Source organism: Rhodococcoides kyotonense (genome assembly GCF_900188125.1).
GTDB lineage: Bacteria > Actinomycetota > Actinomycetes > Mycobacteriales > Mycobacteriaceae > Rhodococcoides > Rhodococcoides kyotonense.
Genome location: NZ_FZOW01000014.1, coordinates 15,211 through 29,840, shown reverse-complemented (window position 1 = coordinate 29,840; position 14,630 = coordinate 15,211). Strand labels below are relative to the sequence as shown.

Here is a 14,630-nt window from a genome sequence, read left to right as displayed (position 1 = left end):
CGGGTATGAGCAACAGCGCGGAGCCGAGACTCCGGTCGGGGCCGACACCGCCTGCCGGCACCCCCGTGACCTGTGTCGTTCTGGTTCTGCACGGTGGCAAGGTCACGAGCATCGAACGGAGTCGGCCCTGGCACTTGTCGGGGCTTCGAATGTGGCAGTTCACGCGGGATCTTCGACGCGCCGGCCGCGCCGAGGGAATCGTCGTCGCGCAGCTGCAGTACAGGTTTCGCGGGTGGAACGGTGTCGAGCGTAGTCCGGTGCAGGATGCACGGTGGGCGCTGCGAGAGATTCGGCGTGACCACCCGGACGTTCATGTCGTCGTCGTCGGGCATTCGATGGGCGGCCGGACAGCCGCAGCAGTCGCGGACGATCCTTCGGTGAGCGGGATCGTCGCACTGGCCCCGTGGTGGCCCGACGGAGGCGAACTCGATGGGACGCATACCGATCAGGTCGTTCGCGTCGTACACGGCGACGCCGACACCTGGACCGATCCGGTACGGGCGCGTCGAGAAGTCGTCGCCGCAGCCGGTCGAGGAGTGGACGCCGAATTCGTCTCGATGCCCGGTGGACATTTCATGCTTCGACGTTCGCGGCAATGGGTACGGACGACCCGAGAATTCGTGATGGATATTGCCCGACGTAGGTCGGCGTACAACGACGAGGTGGCAGGATGAGTAGTCGATCGGTTGCCGTGATCGGCAGTGGCGTGGCGGGTTTGACTGCTGCGTACGTGTTGTCGAAGTCGGCGCATGTCACTCTGTTCGAAGCCGACGACCGGCTCGGCGGTCACGCGGACACGCACGTGGTGCAGGGTCCCGCAGGGCCCGTCGCGGTCGACACCGGTTTCATCGTGCACAACGACCGGACTTATCCGACTCTCCTACGACTGTTCGCCGAATTGGACGTGCCGACACAGGAATCGGACATGAGCATGTCCATCCGGTGCGATGGTTGCGGCCTCGAATACTCCGGTGGGCAGGGGCTTCGGGGAATTCTCCCGTCGATCCGCACTGCGACGCGTCCGCGATACCTGGCGATGTTGATGGAGGTCAAGCGCTTTCACCGTGAGGCAACGGCAGTGTTGGACTCCGATTCGTCGGACGCGGACGAGACCTTGGACCGTTTTCTGGCGCGAAATCGGTTCTCCGATTATTTCGCTTCGCATTTCATGGCACCGCTGGTGTCCGCCGTGTGGTCGTGCGATCCGGTGACAGCGCTGAGCTACCCCGCCCGGTATCTGTTCACCTTCCTCGATCATCACGGAATGCTCAGCGTCTCAGGATCTCCCGTGTGGCGGACGGTCAGAGGAGGATCCGTCGAGTACGTGCGCCGAGTGGCCGAGCATGTCGACGAAGTCCACACCGGCACACCGGTCCATGCCGTCTATCGACACGACGACGGCGTCGACATCAGAGACGCAGGCGACAACCTTCGTCGTTTCGACGCAGCCGTCGTCGCGGTGCATCCTCAGCAGGCGTTGAAGATTCTCGCCGAGCCGACCGCCGAAGAGCACGAGGTGCTGGGCGCGATGCCGTACTCGGTCAACCGCACTCAGTTGCACACCGACGAATCGGTTCTGCCGTCCACCGTTCGAGCGCGTGCGTCGTGGAACTATCGCATCCCCGGTTGCGGTGCCGCGCCGGACACGGTCCTCGTCAGCTACGACATGACACGTCTGCAGCGGCTGGACGGTCCGAATCGATACGTGGTGACTCTCGGCGGGGCACACCTCGTCGACCCGCGAAAGGTGGTGGACGAGATGACCTACGAGCATCCGCAGTACACACCGCAGTCGCTCAGTGCGCAGCGCCGGCTGCCCGAGCTCGACACGGACAGGCTGGCATTCGCCGGTGCGTACCACGGGTGGGGATTCCACGAGGACGGCGCACGGTCGGGACTGTCCGCCGCCGAACGTATCGGTGGCCGATGGACGTGAACGCGATCTACTCGACCACCATCGAGCACGTGCGAACTGCGCCGCTGCGCAACCGGTTTCGATACCGAAGCTACAGTTGGTTCGTCGACCTCGACGACATGCCACAGTTTCCGTCGTGGGCCCGTCCACTCGCGGTCTTCGATGCGCGCGACCACGTCGGTGATCCCGCCCGCTCGATCCGTGCGAACATCGACCACTTCCTTGCCGACCATGACATCGATCTCGACGGCGGCCGAATCACGATGTTGGCCAACGCCCGCGTGTTCGGACACACGTTCAACCCGCTGTCGGTGTTCTGGTGTCACGACCGCCAGGGACGGTTGGTGTGCGTCGTCGCCGAAGTGCACAACACGTACGGCGAGCGCTACGCGTATCTCCTGCACACGGACGAGCGGGGTTCGGCTCGTGCACGCAAGGAGTTCTACGTGTCACCGTTCAACGACGTCGACGGCGACTATCGAATGAGACTCCCGGAACCCGACGACTCGCTCCGTCTGTCGATCGTCCTCGAACGCGACGACGCGCCGCCGTTCGTGGCGACGGTGTCGGGCACGCGTCGACGTGCGAGTACGCGCGCGTTGATCCGGTCGGCCCTCACGGTCCCGCTCGCACCGTTGCGAGTAGTAGTGCAGATACGACTTCAAGGAATTCGCTTGTGGGCGAGGGGCCTTCCCATCCGGCCACGACCACACGCTCCAGTGACGGGAAAGGCAAGCAGATGACGACAACGGTGACGCGATACGACTCGGAGGTCGACCGAGACACCTGGCCAGGCATCGCTCACGTGCCGGCAGGGCCGAAGTCCACGGTAGCCGCGCCGGTCGCGAACTTCCTCTTCAGACGCGCAGTCAGCGGACTTCCCGTCCGAGTACTCATGGAGGACGGTTCGATCATCGGTGGCGGGACTGCGGAATCTCCGTTGATGGAGATCAGACGTCCTGCCGATTTCGCAGCCCGCGTCGGCGACAGCGGTCTCATCGGCTTCGGTGAGGCGTACATGGCCGGAGACTGGGACGCCGAGGATCTGACGGCAGTGCTCGAGGTGTTCGCGACGCGGATGGCCACCTTGATTCCCAAGTCTCTCCAGCGGCTCCGTGGCCTCTACGTTCCGAAACCGCCTCGTGCCGAACGTAATACGACGAAGAACACTCGATCGAACATCTCGCGGCACTACGACTTGTCGAACGATCTCTTCGAACTCTTTCTCGACGAGACGATGACGTATTCGAGTGCGCTGTTCGGGGCGTCGGGAACCTCCGACGACGGAGAATCGCTCGCCGATGCCCAGCGTCGCAAGATCGACCGACTGCTCGACAAGGCGGGTGTCCGCGAGGGAAGCCGAGTACTGGAGATCGGCACGGGCTGGGGCGAACTCGCGATCCGGGCAGCGCAGCGCGGCGCGAAGGTGCGATCGGTGACGCTGTCCACCGAGCAGAAAGAGCTGGCGGACAAACGCATCGCGGCAGCGGGGTGTGCGGAGCGAGTCCAAGTGGACTTGTTGGACTACCGACTCGTCGACGGCGAATACGACGCGATCGTCTCGGTCGAGATGATCGAAGCCGTCGGGCACGAATACTGGGGCACGTACTTTCGCACGATCGACGGCATTCTCGCACCGGGCGGACGCGTCGCGATTCAGGCGATCACGATGCCGCACGATCGCATGCTCGCCACGCGCAACACCTACACCTGGGTGCACAAGTACATCTTCCCCGGTGGGTTCCTGCCCTCGATCCGCGCGATCGAGGAGGTGACCGAGAAGCACACGACACTGCGCGTGCGCGAACGGTTGTCGATGGGCGATCACTACGCGCGCACGCTGCGTCACTGGGATCGGACGTTCGGCGCGCAGTCCCAGCAGGTCGCGCAATTGGGCTTCGACGACGTGTTCGCGCGCATGTGGCACTTCTACCTCTGCTACTCGGAGGCAGGTTTTCGGTCGGGCTACCTCGACGTTCAACAGATCGTGCTCGATCGAAGGGGAAAAGAATGAGCACTTCTCGGCACGGCTCGGTGGCACCACGCATCGCCGATCTCCTCGCTCCGTTCGTCGGTGGCGAACTACCGGTCCGTCTCGAAGCATGGGACGGGAGCGTCGCAGGCCCGCAGGGAGCACCGCGAGTCCGAGTGAACAGCCCACAGGTTCTGCGTCGATTGCTGTGGAGCCCAGGGGAACTCGGTGCAGCTCAGGCGTACGTGACCGGCGAACTCGACGTCGACGGCAACGTCGGCGACGCACTGGATCACGTCTGGTCCGAGGTGCGGAACCGCGATCTGAAGGCGGTGCGGCCCACTCCGGCGGCGCTGCTGAAACTGGGCAGGCTCGCGAAGGACATCGGTGCGCTGGGAAAGCCGCCGACTCCGCCACGGTCTCAGGCCGTCATCAAGGGGCGACTGCATTCGCTGTTGCGCGACCGCGCCGCAATCAGCCACCACTACGATTTGTCGAACGACTTCTACGAGCTGGTGCTGGATTCGCACATGGCGTACTCGTCCGGTTACTGGACATCCGATGCGCCGAACTACACCTTGGACGACGCGCAGCGCGACAAGCTCGATCTGGTCTGCCGCAAGATCGGGCTCGACACAGCACCCGGTCAGCGATTCCTCGACGTCGGCTGCGGATGGGGTTCGCTGAGTCTGCACGCGGCGGAGCACTACGACGCGCGGGTCGTCGGTGTGACGATTTCGCGCGAGCAGAAAGCGTTCGTGGACAAGCGCATTGCGGATCGTGGCCTGCAGGACCGCGTCGAGATCAGGATCCAGGACTACCGCGAGATCCCCGACGGCCCGTTCGACGCCGTCGCATCCATCGAGATGGGCGAGCACGTCGGCGAGAAGAACTATCCGACCTACGCGGGTGCGTTGTTCGCCAATGTCCGGCCGGGCGGTCGTGTACTGGTTCAGCAGATGTCCCGCAAGGAAGGGGACAACCCGGGCGGCGGCGCGTTCATCGAGTCGTTCATCGCACCGGACATGTACATGCGGCCGGTGGGACGGACCGTCGCCATGATCGAGGAATCCGGTCTCGAGGTGCGCGACGTCCATGCGATGCGCGAGCACTACGTACGGACGGTCGACGTGTGGACCGAACGCTTCGAGTCGCGCTGGGAGGACGTCGTCGCACTCGTCGGTGAGGAAGTCGCGCGCGTATGGCGTCTCTACCTCGTCGGAGGCGGGATGGCGTTCCGCGACGGCCGCATGGGCGTCGACCAGATTCTGGCGGTGCGTCCCGACGCGAACGGCCACGTCGACATCGACCCGGTGCGTCCGCAATGGGTGAGCGCGACATCGTGACGTCGTACGACTGGTCCGGATTCCTCGTCGTCACGCTGAGCACCCTGGCGGCCACCGCGGTGCTGATGATCGTGACGGCGCTGATCGGTGCGCGCCTGGGCAGGCACAACGTCGTGGACGTCACGTGGGGCGGCGGTTTCGTTCTGATCGCCGTGGTGGCCGCGGTTGTCGGTGACGGCGAGCTGTGGCGTCGGCTCCTGCTCGCCGGCCTCGTCGGGGTCTGGGGACTGAGGCTCGCGTGGCACATGTTCCGGCGCTCGCGCGGAAAGGGCGAGGACCCTCGCTACGAGGAGATGCTGGCCAAGGCGCCGGGAAGCCGGACGCTGTACGCGCTGCGGAAGATCTACCTCACCCAAGCGCTCGCGCTGTGGTTCGTGTCGCTGCCCGTCCAGATCTCGGCGGTCGCGCACGGCTCCGTCGCGGCGGTTGCCGTCGTCGGTGTCGTGCTGTGGGTCGTCGGACTGACGTTCGAGGCGACGGGAGACGCACAGCTGAACGCGTTCAAGGCGGACCCGTCGAACAAGGGCAAGATCATGGACCGAGGTCTGTGGTCGTGGACGCGTCACCCCAACTATTTCGGCGACGCCTGTGTCTGGTGGGGACTCTTCGCGTTGAGCGCCTCGGCGTGGCCGGGAGTGCTGACCGTGCTGTCGCCGATCGCGATGACCTATTTTCTCGTGTTCGCCACCGGCGCCAGGCTGTTGGAGAAGAGTATGTCGAAACGGCCCGGGTACGCGGACTACCAGCGGCGGACGAGCTACTTCCTCCCGCGTCCTCCGACATGACTCGCGTCCTCGAAAAGAACCGCAACGACGAGAAAGTCGGTGCGGGCAACTAGTCTTGACCGCAGGCGGATCGAGCGTCGATCGTCTCGATCCGCGTGAGTCGAGGACTGAAGAGGGAGGCGCATCGTGGCGCACGACAGAGCTGGGACCGTGGCACTACCGGAGGATCTCGTCGACCTTCCGCAGCTGGTGACGGCGTACTACTCGCAGACTCCCGATGTATCCGATCCTGGCCAGCAGGTCGTCTTCGGCACGTCCGGTCACCGTGGTTCCAGTCTGGACGGAGCGTTCAACGAGGCGCACATCCTCGCGACGACGCAGGCGATCGTCGAGTACCGCGCCTCGCAGGGCATCACAGGTCCGCTGTTCATCGGTCGCGACACGCACGCGCTGTCCGAGCCTGCGTGGACGACGGCGCTGGAAGTGCTTACAGCCAACGATGTTTCGGTCCTCGTCGATTCGGGCCATCGATACACGCCCACTCCCGCGGTCAGTCACGCCATCCTGCGATACAACGCCTCGGGGCCGTCGGCGCAGGCCGACGGCATCGTGGTCACCCCGTCGCACAATCCGCCGCGTGACGGCGGGTTCAAGTACAACCCTCCCCACGGCGGACCCGCCGACAGCGACGCCACCAAGGTCATCGCCGCGCGCGCCAACGAGCTGCTGAAGAACGGCCTCGCCGGCGTCAAGCGTGTGCCGCTGGCCACTGCGTTGCGCACGACGGTGCAGGAGTACGACTACCTCGGAACGTACGTCGACGATCTACCGAACGTCGTCGATCTCGACGCGATCAGGGCGGCGGGAGTTCGCATCGGCGCCGATCCACTGGGCGGGGCGAGCGTCGACTACTGGCACGCGATCGCCGAACGGCACAACCTCGATCTGACGGTCGTCAACCCGCTCGTCGACGCCACCTTCCGCTTCATGACGCTCGACACCGACGGCAAGATCCGAATGGACTGTTCGTCGCCGAACGCCATGGCGTCGCTGATCGAGGCTCGGAGCAAGTACGACATCGCCACCGGAAACGACGCCGACTCCGATCGCCACGGGATCGTCACGCCCGACGGTGGATTGATGAATCCGAACCACTATCTGTCCGTTGCCATCGATTACCTCTTCACGCACCGACCGGGTTGGTCGCCGATCACCAAGGTCGGCAAGACTCTGGTGTCGTCGTCGATGATCGACCGCGTCGTCGAGGGCTTGGGGCGAACACTGCTCGAGGTGCCCGTCGGATTCAAGTGGTTCGTCTCCGGCCTGGTCACCGGCGAGTTGGGCTTCGGCGGTGAGGAGAGTGCCGGAGCGTCGTTCCTGCGTACGGACGGCAGTGTGTGGACCACGGACAAGGACGGCATCATCCTGGCGCTGCTCGCGTCCGAGATCACCGCCGTCACCGGTAAGACGCCGTCGCAGCGCTACGGCGACTTCACGGAGCGATACGGCAACCCGTCGTACGCGCGGGTCGACGCGCCTGCCACCCGCGAACAGAAGGCGGTGCTCGGCGCGCTGTCGCCGGACCAGGTGACGGCAACGACTCTCGCCGGTGAGCAGATCACCGCCACTCTGACCGAGGCTCCCGGCAACGGTGCCTCGATCGGCGGTCTGAAGGTGACGACCGAGAACGCATGGTTCGCTGCGCGTCCCTCCGGCACCGAGGACGTCTACAAGATTTACGCCGAGTCGTTCAAGGGTGACGAGCATCTGAAGGATGTGCAGGACGCTGCGAAAGAGCTTGTGTCGCAGGCCCTGAACAAATCGTGACGAGATCGAACACGTCGAGCGAGTCCGAACACACGGAAAAACTGCCCTCCGAGATCTGGGTGCTCGTGTCGGCGAGCTTCGTCATCGCACTGGGTTTCGGCATCGTCTCGCCTGCTCTGCCGCAGTTCGCGACCGAGTTCGGTGTGGGTGTCGTCGCGGCGTCGGCCGTGATCAGTACGTTCGCAGCAATGCGGCTGTTGTTCGCTCCGGCAAGTGGATCCCTCGTACAGAAACTGGGGGAGCGGCCCGTCTACCTGACGGGGCTGCTCATCGTGGCAGCATCGACGGGCGCGTGTGCGTTCGCCCAAACGTACTGGCAGCTCTTGGTTTTCCGTGGCCTCGGTGGAATCGGGTCGACGATGTTCTCGGTGTCGGCGCTCGGCCTGCTGATTCGGATGAGCCCGACGCACAGTCGTGGCCGAGTGTCCGGCATGTACGCGACGAGCTTTCTGATGGGGTCGATCGGGGGCCCGCTGGTCGGTGGAGCTCTCGTCGATTTCGGGTTGCGCGTGCCGTTCATGGTCTATGCGGTCGCCCTCGTGATCGCCGCGGCGGTAGTGTTCTTCAGCCTCGGGAATGATGCAGGCCGGAAGGACGAACACGACTCGTCGATCCCGGTCATGACGCTGCGGGCGGCATTGAAAGTGCCCGCATATCGAGCGGCACTGTCGTCGAATTTCGCGACTGGGTGGGCGGTGTTCGGTGTCCGCGTCGCTCTGATTCCGTTGTTCGTCATCGAGATTCTCGACCGGTCCGCCGCGGTCGCGGCAGTAGCTCTCGCCGTCTTCGCGGTCGGCAATGCTCTCGTCCTCATCGGCTCGGGGCGGTTGTCGGACGTGAAGGGACGCAAGCCCTTCGTCGTCGTCGGGCTCGTGGTGTCCGCCGTCGGCACCACTGTGATCGGCCTGTCCGATCACCTGATTCCGTTCATGGTCGCCTCGTTCGTCGCGGGAGTCGGATCCGGATTGATGACGCCCCCGCAGCAGGCGTCCGTGGCCGACATCATCGGATCGAAAGCGCGCGGCGGCCCCGTTCTGTCGACGTTCCAGATGGTCGCGGACATCGGAGCGATTCTCGGACCGATCGTCGCCGGCGTCGTTGTCCAATACTCGTCGTACGGCGCCGCATTCGCGATGTCCGGCGTCATTCTGTTCACCGCTGCGGTGTGGTGGCTCTGCGTTCCGGACACTCTCGACCGATCGAGGTCGACGTAACCGTCGCCGTGACGATGCCCGACAGGTCGCGATCCGTACTATTCGGACTGTGAGTCAAAAGAAATCCGGTGTGAAGCACACACCGCAGCCCACGTCGAGCACGTCCACCTACATTCTGGCGGGCGTCGCGCTCGTTGTCGTGGTCGTGGTGGTCGTCGTCGCAATCCTGTGGCAGCGCGGCGACGACGCGCCCCGTAACGACGGCTACGGCTCGGTGAACAATCCCGCCGTCGAGTTGACGGTGCTGGACGACGGGGTGGTCCAACTCGGGCGCCCCGGTGCAGCCACCACCGTGGATCTGTTCGAGGATCCGATGTGCCCGTTCTGCGGACAACTCGAGGTGAAACACGGTCAGGAGCTTGCTCAGAAGATCGACGACGGAGTTCTCACCGTCCGCTATCACATGGTCGTACTACCGGGGCTCGACGCGGTTTCTGCGAGCAAGAACTATTCCAGCCGTGCCGTCGCCGCATCGCATTGCGTCGCCGAGTCGGAGAACGCCGTTGTCTATTCCGCATTCCACGCCGGTCTTTTCTCTGCTGATTTCCAACCGGAGGAGAACGCGGACACCGACCGATCCGATTCGGAACTGGCGGATCTCGCACGCAGTAGCGGCGCCTCGGACACGACGGTCGACTGCATCACCTCGGGCGCACTGACGGAACAAGCGGCCACCGACGCAGCGACGGGACGAGAGGCTCTTGCAGCAACCGGGGCGTCGGGAACCCCCGGTGTCGTCGTCGACGGCACGGTCGTCGACGCGCTCCGTGACTCGGGTTGGGTCGAGTCGATCAGCTGACTTCTGCATCGACCTCGACCAGGGGATTTGTAGCTCCAAGTCGCCATGGTGTAACTTCGTTCAAGCAAACGCACTGCGGTGCGGGCGTGCAGTACGGGGCTATGGCGCAGCTGGTAGCGCACCACACTGGCAGTGTGGGGGTCAGGGGTTCGAGTCCCCTTAGCTCCACGTTCAAGACGAAAAAGGGAGTCACCGCGAGGTGGCTCCCTTTTTCGTTTCGGGATTTTCAGTTGCGAGCGTTCGGCCGCGGACCTGCGTCGACGATCCCGCACCCCATCGTCGACGCAGCCGCGAACAGAAAACGAACTGTCAGTGTGCTGCGTCGAAAGCGTGCTCGACGTCGGCAGGAATTCGGCCCCGTGCCGAGATGCTGTAGCCGTTCGCCTTTGCCCATTCGCGAATTGCCTTGGTCTGATTCGCGTCGCGCTTGATGGCTGCGGTGGCGGTACCGACCGACTTCTTGGTTCGCTTCGATCCGATACGTGCGGAGTGTTCGATGTAGTAGTTCAGCTTGCGGTGAAATTCTTTGGCGTTCTTGTCACTGAGGTCGATTTCGTAGCTGACACCGTTGACCGAGAATGTAATGTGCTCGCCGCCCGACTCGATGGGCTTGTCGTCGATATCGTCCACCAGTTGGACATAGACTTTCTTGGCCATTGTCGAAGATCTCCAATTGTTTTGCGGGGTGCGTCCGTGTGTAACGGAACGACTATACGACTGTGGTGAAGAATTATCCATATCGGATTCCGTGTAGCCGGTTGCTATTCGAATCGTCGGGAACCGAAAGCAAGATCGCAAAACGGAACAATTGCGAATCAGTAACGATCGGTTCGCTCGTGTGACACTGCTGATCGCATGGCGTCGATGTCGACGTACTTGATGCGTGGACGCCCTTGCTGCGCTCCTGCGCTTCTTTCTGCCTCGTCGATTCGGGACCAGTCCGAGAAATCGAGGGCGTCGGGGCATTTCCGGGCCAGCATCGCATCGAGTTCGGCGCGACCCTGAGGTGGCTGTGGAAGAACGCCTCCGGCAATGTCTTCGAGAATGGCAGCGACGGTATCGGCCGCACATTTTCTGTTGGTTCCGATGACGCCGGTTGGGCCTCTTTTGATCCACCCGGTGACATATACGCCGGGAACCGTCGAGCCGCGGTCGTCGACCACTCGCCCGTCGCGGTTGGGAATGATTCCGGCCGCGTCGTCGAACGGCACCGATTCGACCGCGCTACCGCGATATCCGACCGATCTCAGTACCAAGGTCGTGTCGAATACTTCCTCGTCGTCTGTGGCGTCGACAGTGACCGTGCCGTCGTCGTGCACGGTCGTCGTCGATCGGGCGAATCGGATCGCCGACACGGAATTCTCACCGACGATCTCGGTTGGAGACAGACCGAAACGGAGCACGAGTTTCTTTTTGTCGCCTCCTGGTTCCTCGCTGGAGTGCGCAGCGGCAATTTCCTGCGCAAGCACGACTTTCAACATCGTCGTGGATTCGGCCGTCCCGGAATCCATGGCGGCTTTCGTCGCCGCGTCGGGGACTGCCTCGTCTTCGAGAACGACGACGTCGATCCACGGTGACCCGATCACCTCCAGTAGCTCGGGACCCGTGTACGCCGCATGTGAGGGCCCGCGGCGTCCGACGACGACCACCTCTCGAATTGCGCTGGCGCGCAGGGCCTCCAGCGCGTGGTCGGCGATGTCGGTCTTCTCCAGTTCGGAGATCGGGGCAAGCAGAACCCGTGCGACGTCGAGCGCGACATTGCCGTTGCCGATGACGACGGCACGCGTCGAACTCAAATCGAAAGTGCGATGCGCAAAGTCGGGATGACCGTTGTACCAAGCGACGAATTCCCGAGCCGAACAGCTGCCGTGAAGGTTCTCCCCTGCGATTCCGAGAGTGCGGTCGCCTGCAGCTCCCGTCGCGTAGAGAACCGCGTCGTGATGGGCGAGTAGGTCGTCGTGCGACAGATCGGAACCGATGTCGACTCCGAGGTGAACGCGTACGGACTTCTTTCCTGCGACGGCACGGAACAGATCCGTCACCGCTTTCGTACCCGGATGGTCCGGCGCGACCCCGGCCCGCACGAGACCGTACGGCGTCAGGAGTCGATCGAACATCTCGATCTCGAGTCCCCGAATTCCTGCCAGTTCGGTGGCCGCGTAGAACGCAGCCGGACCTGTTCCGACGATGGCGACTCGCCTGCCCGTGAAATCGACCCCTACCCATGAACGGGGTTCGACGTACGTCGTCGATCCGGGGGAGTGCAGCGTGAACCAGTCTGCGTTCATGCCCAGGTATCTGTCCTGTGTGATGTCCAGTTCATGGTCTGCGCGAATGGCATCGACCGGGCATTCGTCGACGCACGCACCGCAGTCGATGCAGGTGTCCGGGTCGATGTGCAGCATGTCGGAATTCATGAATTCCGGCTCGTCGGGTGTCGGGTGGATGCAGTCGACTGGGCAGACATCGGTGCACGACGCGTCGTTGCAGCACTGCTGGAGAATCACGAACGTCATGTAGTGGTTCTACCGCTCACGATCGGCCCCCGTGACCGGTTCGGGGGAACCGCGGCTACGTTTCGGTCACGGCACGCTCACGATTGTCTTCCAACTCCCGGCGGGCTGGTGTCGGAAGTACCCGTCTGTTTCACTTGGTGCGGAAGTGTCTGCTGTTGCCCGTGTGCGCGCAGTGGCTGTCGATAGTCGATGGTGGAAGGGGAGCGGCGCAGCGGTGAGCCCGGCTGTGTCCACATCGGGATGAAACGATCTGCTCTGCTCGGTGTCGTGTCCGCAGGAGTACTGGCAGCCGCCGTCGTGGCTCCCGGGATTGCCGCAGCCGAACCGGCAACCGGTACCGAGCTCGCCGGTAAGACGGTCTTCCTCGATCCCGGCCACCAAGGCACAGGGCACAGCGAGAACCTCGGGAAACAGGTCGACGACGGGCGCGGCGGCACCAAGGACTGCCAGACCACCGGCATGACGACGGTCGACGGAGTGCCCGAGCACACCATCAACTGGAACGTAGCGAAGCTCGTCCAATCGAGCCTCGAAAGCCTCGGCGCCACCGTCGTGCTGTCGCGTGACGACGATTCGGGCTGGGGCGGATGCGTCGACGACCGGGCAAGGGCCGCAAGTGCGTCGGGTGCCGACGTCGCCGTCAGCATTCACGCCGACTCGACTTCCACCGGTGCCGACGCCGACAAGCACGGGTTCCATCTCATCGTGCCGACGCTGCCGATTCCCGACGCCGCGGCCGACGCGGCTCAGTCTGGAGGCGGTCGTACCGCATCGACGGCCATGCGCGACGCGTACACGCGGGCTGGATTCTCACCGGCCAACTACGCAGGAGTGGTCGACGGCATCCAGGAGCGTGCGGACGTCGCCGGACCTGCGCTGACGAGCGTTCCGCTCGTGTTCGTCGAAATGGGCAACGGATCGAACCCGGACGACGCTGCCGAACTGGAAAGTACCGAGGGCCAGCTGAAGCACGCGATCGCGCTGTCGACGGGCGTCATCGACTACCTGCTCGGTCCGGACACCGCGGCAGAAGCGTCGGCGGCAGATACCGTCGCGAAGAGCCCGGTGGCGTCCGAATCGCCGTCGCCCCGCACCACCGCGTCCACCGATACCACCGCTCTGTCACAGGTGCTCGCTGGAGTTGCGCCGTACATCGATTCGGTCGGTGTCGACGGGCTGTCCGACCTGGTCACCGAGGACAACGTCGATGCCGTGTCCGACTTCGCGCAGGGCCTGCTGCAGCAGATTCTGGTACCCGAGTAGCCTCTCGGGGCGTGGCGCGCACGCGAGAGAACCGAAGAATCCCCGTCGTACTCGTCTCCGGTTTTCTGGGTGCGGGCAAGACGACCCTGCTGAACCACTTGTTGCGCAACAACCGGGGCATCAGGATCGGTGTCGTCGTCAACGACTTCGGTTCCATCAACATCGATTCCATGATGGTGGCCGGACAGGTCGATTCGATGGTGTCGCTCGGCAACGGATGTCTGTGCTGCGCAGTCGATGTCGCAGACATGGACGCCATGTTCGACGCTCTCGCGAGCAGTTCGTCCAACATCGACGTCATCGTCGTCGAAGCCAGCGGTCTGGCCGAGCCGAGAAATCTGATTCGTCTGGTGCTGGCCAGTGACAACCCCCGCATCGTGTACGGCGGCTTGGTCGGCGTCGTCGACGGTGTCGAGTTCGCCGCGACACGGACCGCGCATCCCGAGATCGACCACCATCTACGGCTCGCGGATCTGCTGGTCGTCAACAAGGTCGACCGTCTGTCCGAGCACGATCGCACCGGCCTGGTCGAGTCCGTCCGCGACATCGTCGGCGACGTCCCGATACTGGAGACGACTCACGGCAGGGTCGACGCGCACCTGTTGTTCGACGTTCCCGAACGTACTGCCGACCGGTCCGTCGCACGCCAGTTGTCGTTCGACGAACTGCTGAACGAGGAAGACGACCACTCGACGCATCTGCATGCCGGATACTCGTCCGCGGTGTTCGTCAGTGGCGATCCGATGGATCCGCGGCGGTTCGTCGAGTTACTGGAGAGTCCGTCCGGTGACGTGTACCGAAGCAAGGGATTCGTGTACTTCGACGTCGAGGGCTACCGCGGCAAGTACGTGGTGAACACCGTGGGGCGGCACATTCGAATGTACTCGGAGCGGTGGACTGCAGACGAACCAAGGGTCACTCGAATGGTGTTGATAGGCACCGAGATCGACACCGAACTCGCCGAGGTGCGACTCCTGGACTGTGTGCGACGGCCAGGTGATGCCACCGACGCATCCGCGATGCTTCCGGTGCACCGTTACACGCCGTCCTGAC

At 63.8% G+C, this 14,630-nt stretch carries 13 protein-coding genes and 1 tRNA gene; 12 read left to right on the top strand and 2 right to left on the bottom strand.

Annotated features, from left to right (window positions below; translation table 11 throughout):
• Window positions 1–5 precede the first annotated feature (5 nt).
• The 10 genes from CHB96_RS21245 (at window position 6) to CHB96_RS21200 (ending at window position 9,966) form a co-directional block, all read left to right on the top strand.
• On the top strand, window positions 6–674 hold the full coding sequence (locus tag CHB96_RS21245; RefSeq protein ID WP_089249993.1) for an alpha/beta hydrolase family protein: 669 nt from the start codon (window positions 6–8) through the stop codon (window positions 672–674).
• Window positions 671–1,936 (top strand): NAD(P)/FAD-dependent oxidoreductase, encoded by a 1,266-nt coding sequence (locus CHB96_RS21240; protein ID WP_089249991.1) that lies wholly within the window; start codon window positions 671–673, stop codon window positions 1,934–1,936. The genes CHB96_RS21245 and CHB96_RS21240 overlap by 4 nt, the downstream gene beginning before the upstream one ends.
• Entirely contained in the window at window positions 1,927–2,658 is a 732-nt protein-coding gene (locus CHB96_RS21235; protein ID WP_089249989.1) for a DUF1365 domain-containing protein, read from the top strand. Before CHB96_RS21240 ends, CHB96_RS21235 begins: the two co-directional genes overlap by 10 nt.
• The gene (locus CHB96_RS21230) at window positions 2,655–3,929 is read left to right on the top strand and encodes an SAM-dependent methyltransferase (protein WP_089249987.1); all 1,275 of its coding nucleotides are present in this window, start codon (window positions 2,655–2,657) and stop codon (window positions 3,927–3,929) included. Before CHB96_RS21235 ends, CHB96_RS21230 begins: the two co-directional genes overlap by 4 nt.
• Window positions 3,926–5,233, top strand: coding sequence for an SAM-dependent methyltransferase (locus tag CHB96_RS21225; RefSeq protein ID WP_089249985.1), 1,308 nt, complete (start codon window positions 3,926–3,928; stop codon window positions 5,231–5,233). Before CHB96_RS21230 ends, CHB96_RS21225 begins: the two co-directional genes overlap by 4 nt.
• On the top strand, window positions 5,212–6,018 hold the full coding sequence (locus tag CHB96_RS21220) for a DUF1295 domain-containing protein (protein WP_371829039.1): 807 nt from the start codon (window positions 5,212–5,214) through the stop codon (window positions 6,016–6,018). The genes CHB96_RS21225 and CHB96_RS21220 overlap by 22 nt, the downstream gene beginning before the upstream one ends.
• 126 nt (window positions 6,019–6,144) lie before the next feature.
• Entirely contained in the window at window positions 6,145–7,785 is a 1,641-nt protein-coding gene (pgm, locus tag CHB96_RS21215) for a phosphoglucomutase (alpha-D-glucose-1,6-bisphosphate-dependent) (RefSeq protein ID WP_089249983.1), read from the top strand.
• A complete protein-coding gene (locus tag CHB96_RS21210) occupies window positions 7,782–8,999 on the top strand; it encodes an MFS transporter (protein ID WP_089249981.1) in 1,218 nt (405 codons plus the stop codon). Before pgm ends, CHB96_RS21210 begins: the two co-directional genes overlap by 4 nt.
• Window positions 9,000–9,048: 49 nt before the next feature.
• Window positions 9,049–9,798: a DsbA family protein gene (locus CHB96_RS21205; protein ID WP_176444412.1), complete on the top strand. Its 750-nt coding sequence runs from the start codon at window positions 9,049–9,051 to the stop codon at window positions 9,796–9,798.
• A 95-nt stretch (window positions 9,799–9,893) separates the two neighbouring features.
• Window positions 9,894–9,966, top strand: a tRNA-Ala gene (locus CHB96_RS21200).
• 141 nt (window positions 9,967–10,107) lie between these two features.
• Here the strand turns inward: CHB96_RS21200 and CHB96_RS21195 are convergent.
• Window positions 10,108–10,455 carry a histone-like nucleoid-structuring protein Lsr2 gene (locus CHB96_RS21195; RefSeq protein ID WP_089249979.1) on the bottom strand — a complete coding sequence of 116 codons (348 nt, stop codon included), beginning with the start codon at window positions 10,453–10,455 and terminating at the stop codon, window positions 10,108–10,110.
• Between the two features lie 158 nt (window positions 10,456–10,613).
• Window positions 10,614–12,314: an FAD-dependent oxidoreductase gene (locus CHB96_RS21190; RefSeq protein WP_089249977.1), complete on the bottom strand. Its 1,701-nt coding sequence runs from the start codon at window positions 12,312–12,314 to the stop codon at window positions 10,614–10,616.
• A gap of 240 nt (window positions 12,315–12,554) precedes the next feature.
• Between CHB96_RS21190 and CHB96_RS21185 the strand changes: the two genes are divergently transcribed.
• Together CHB96_RS21185 and CHB96_RS21180 are read left to right on the top strand one after the other, a co-directional pair.
• On the top strand, window positions 12,555–13,577 hold the full coding sequence (locus tag CHB96_RS21185) for an N-acetylmuramoyl-L-alanine amidase (RefSeq protein ID WP_089250203.1): 1,023 nt from the start codon (window positions 12,555–12,557) through the stop codon (window positions 13,575–13,577).
• An 11-nt stretch (window positions 13,578–13,588) separates the two neighbouring features.
• Window positions 13,589–14,629, top strand: a complete 1,041-nt coding sequence (locus CHB96_RS21180) for a CobW family GTP-binding protein (protein WP_089249975.1) — start codon at window positions 13,589–13,591, stop codon at window positions 14,627–14,629.
• Window position 14,630: the final 1 nt, after the last annotated feature.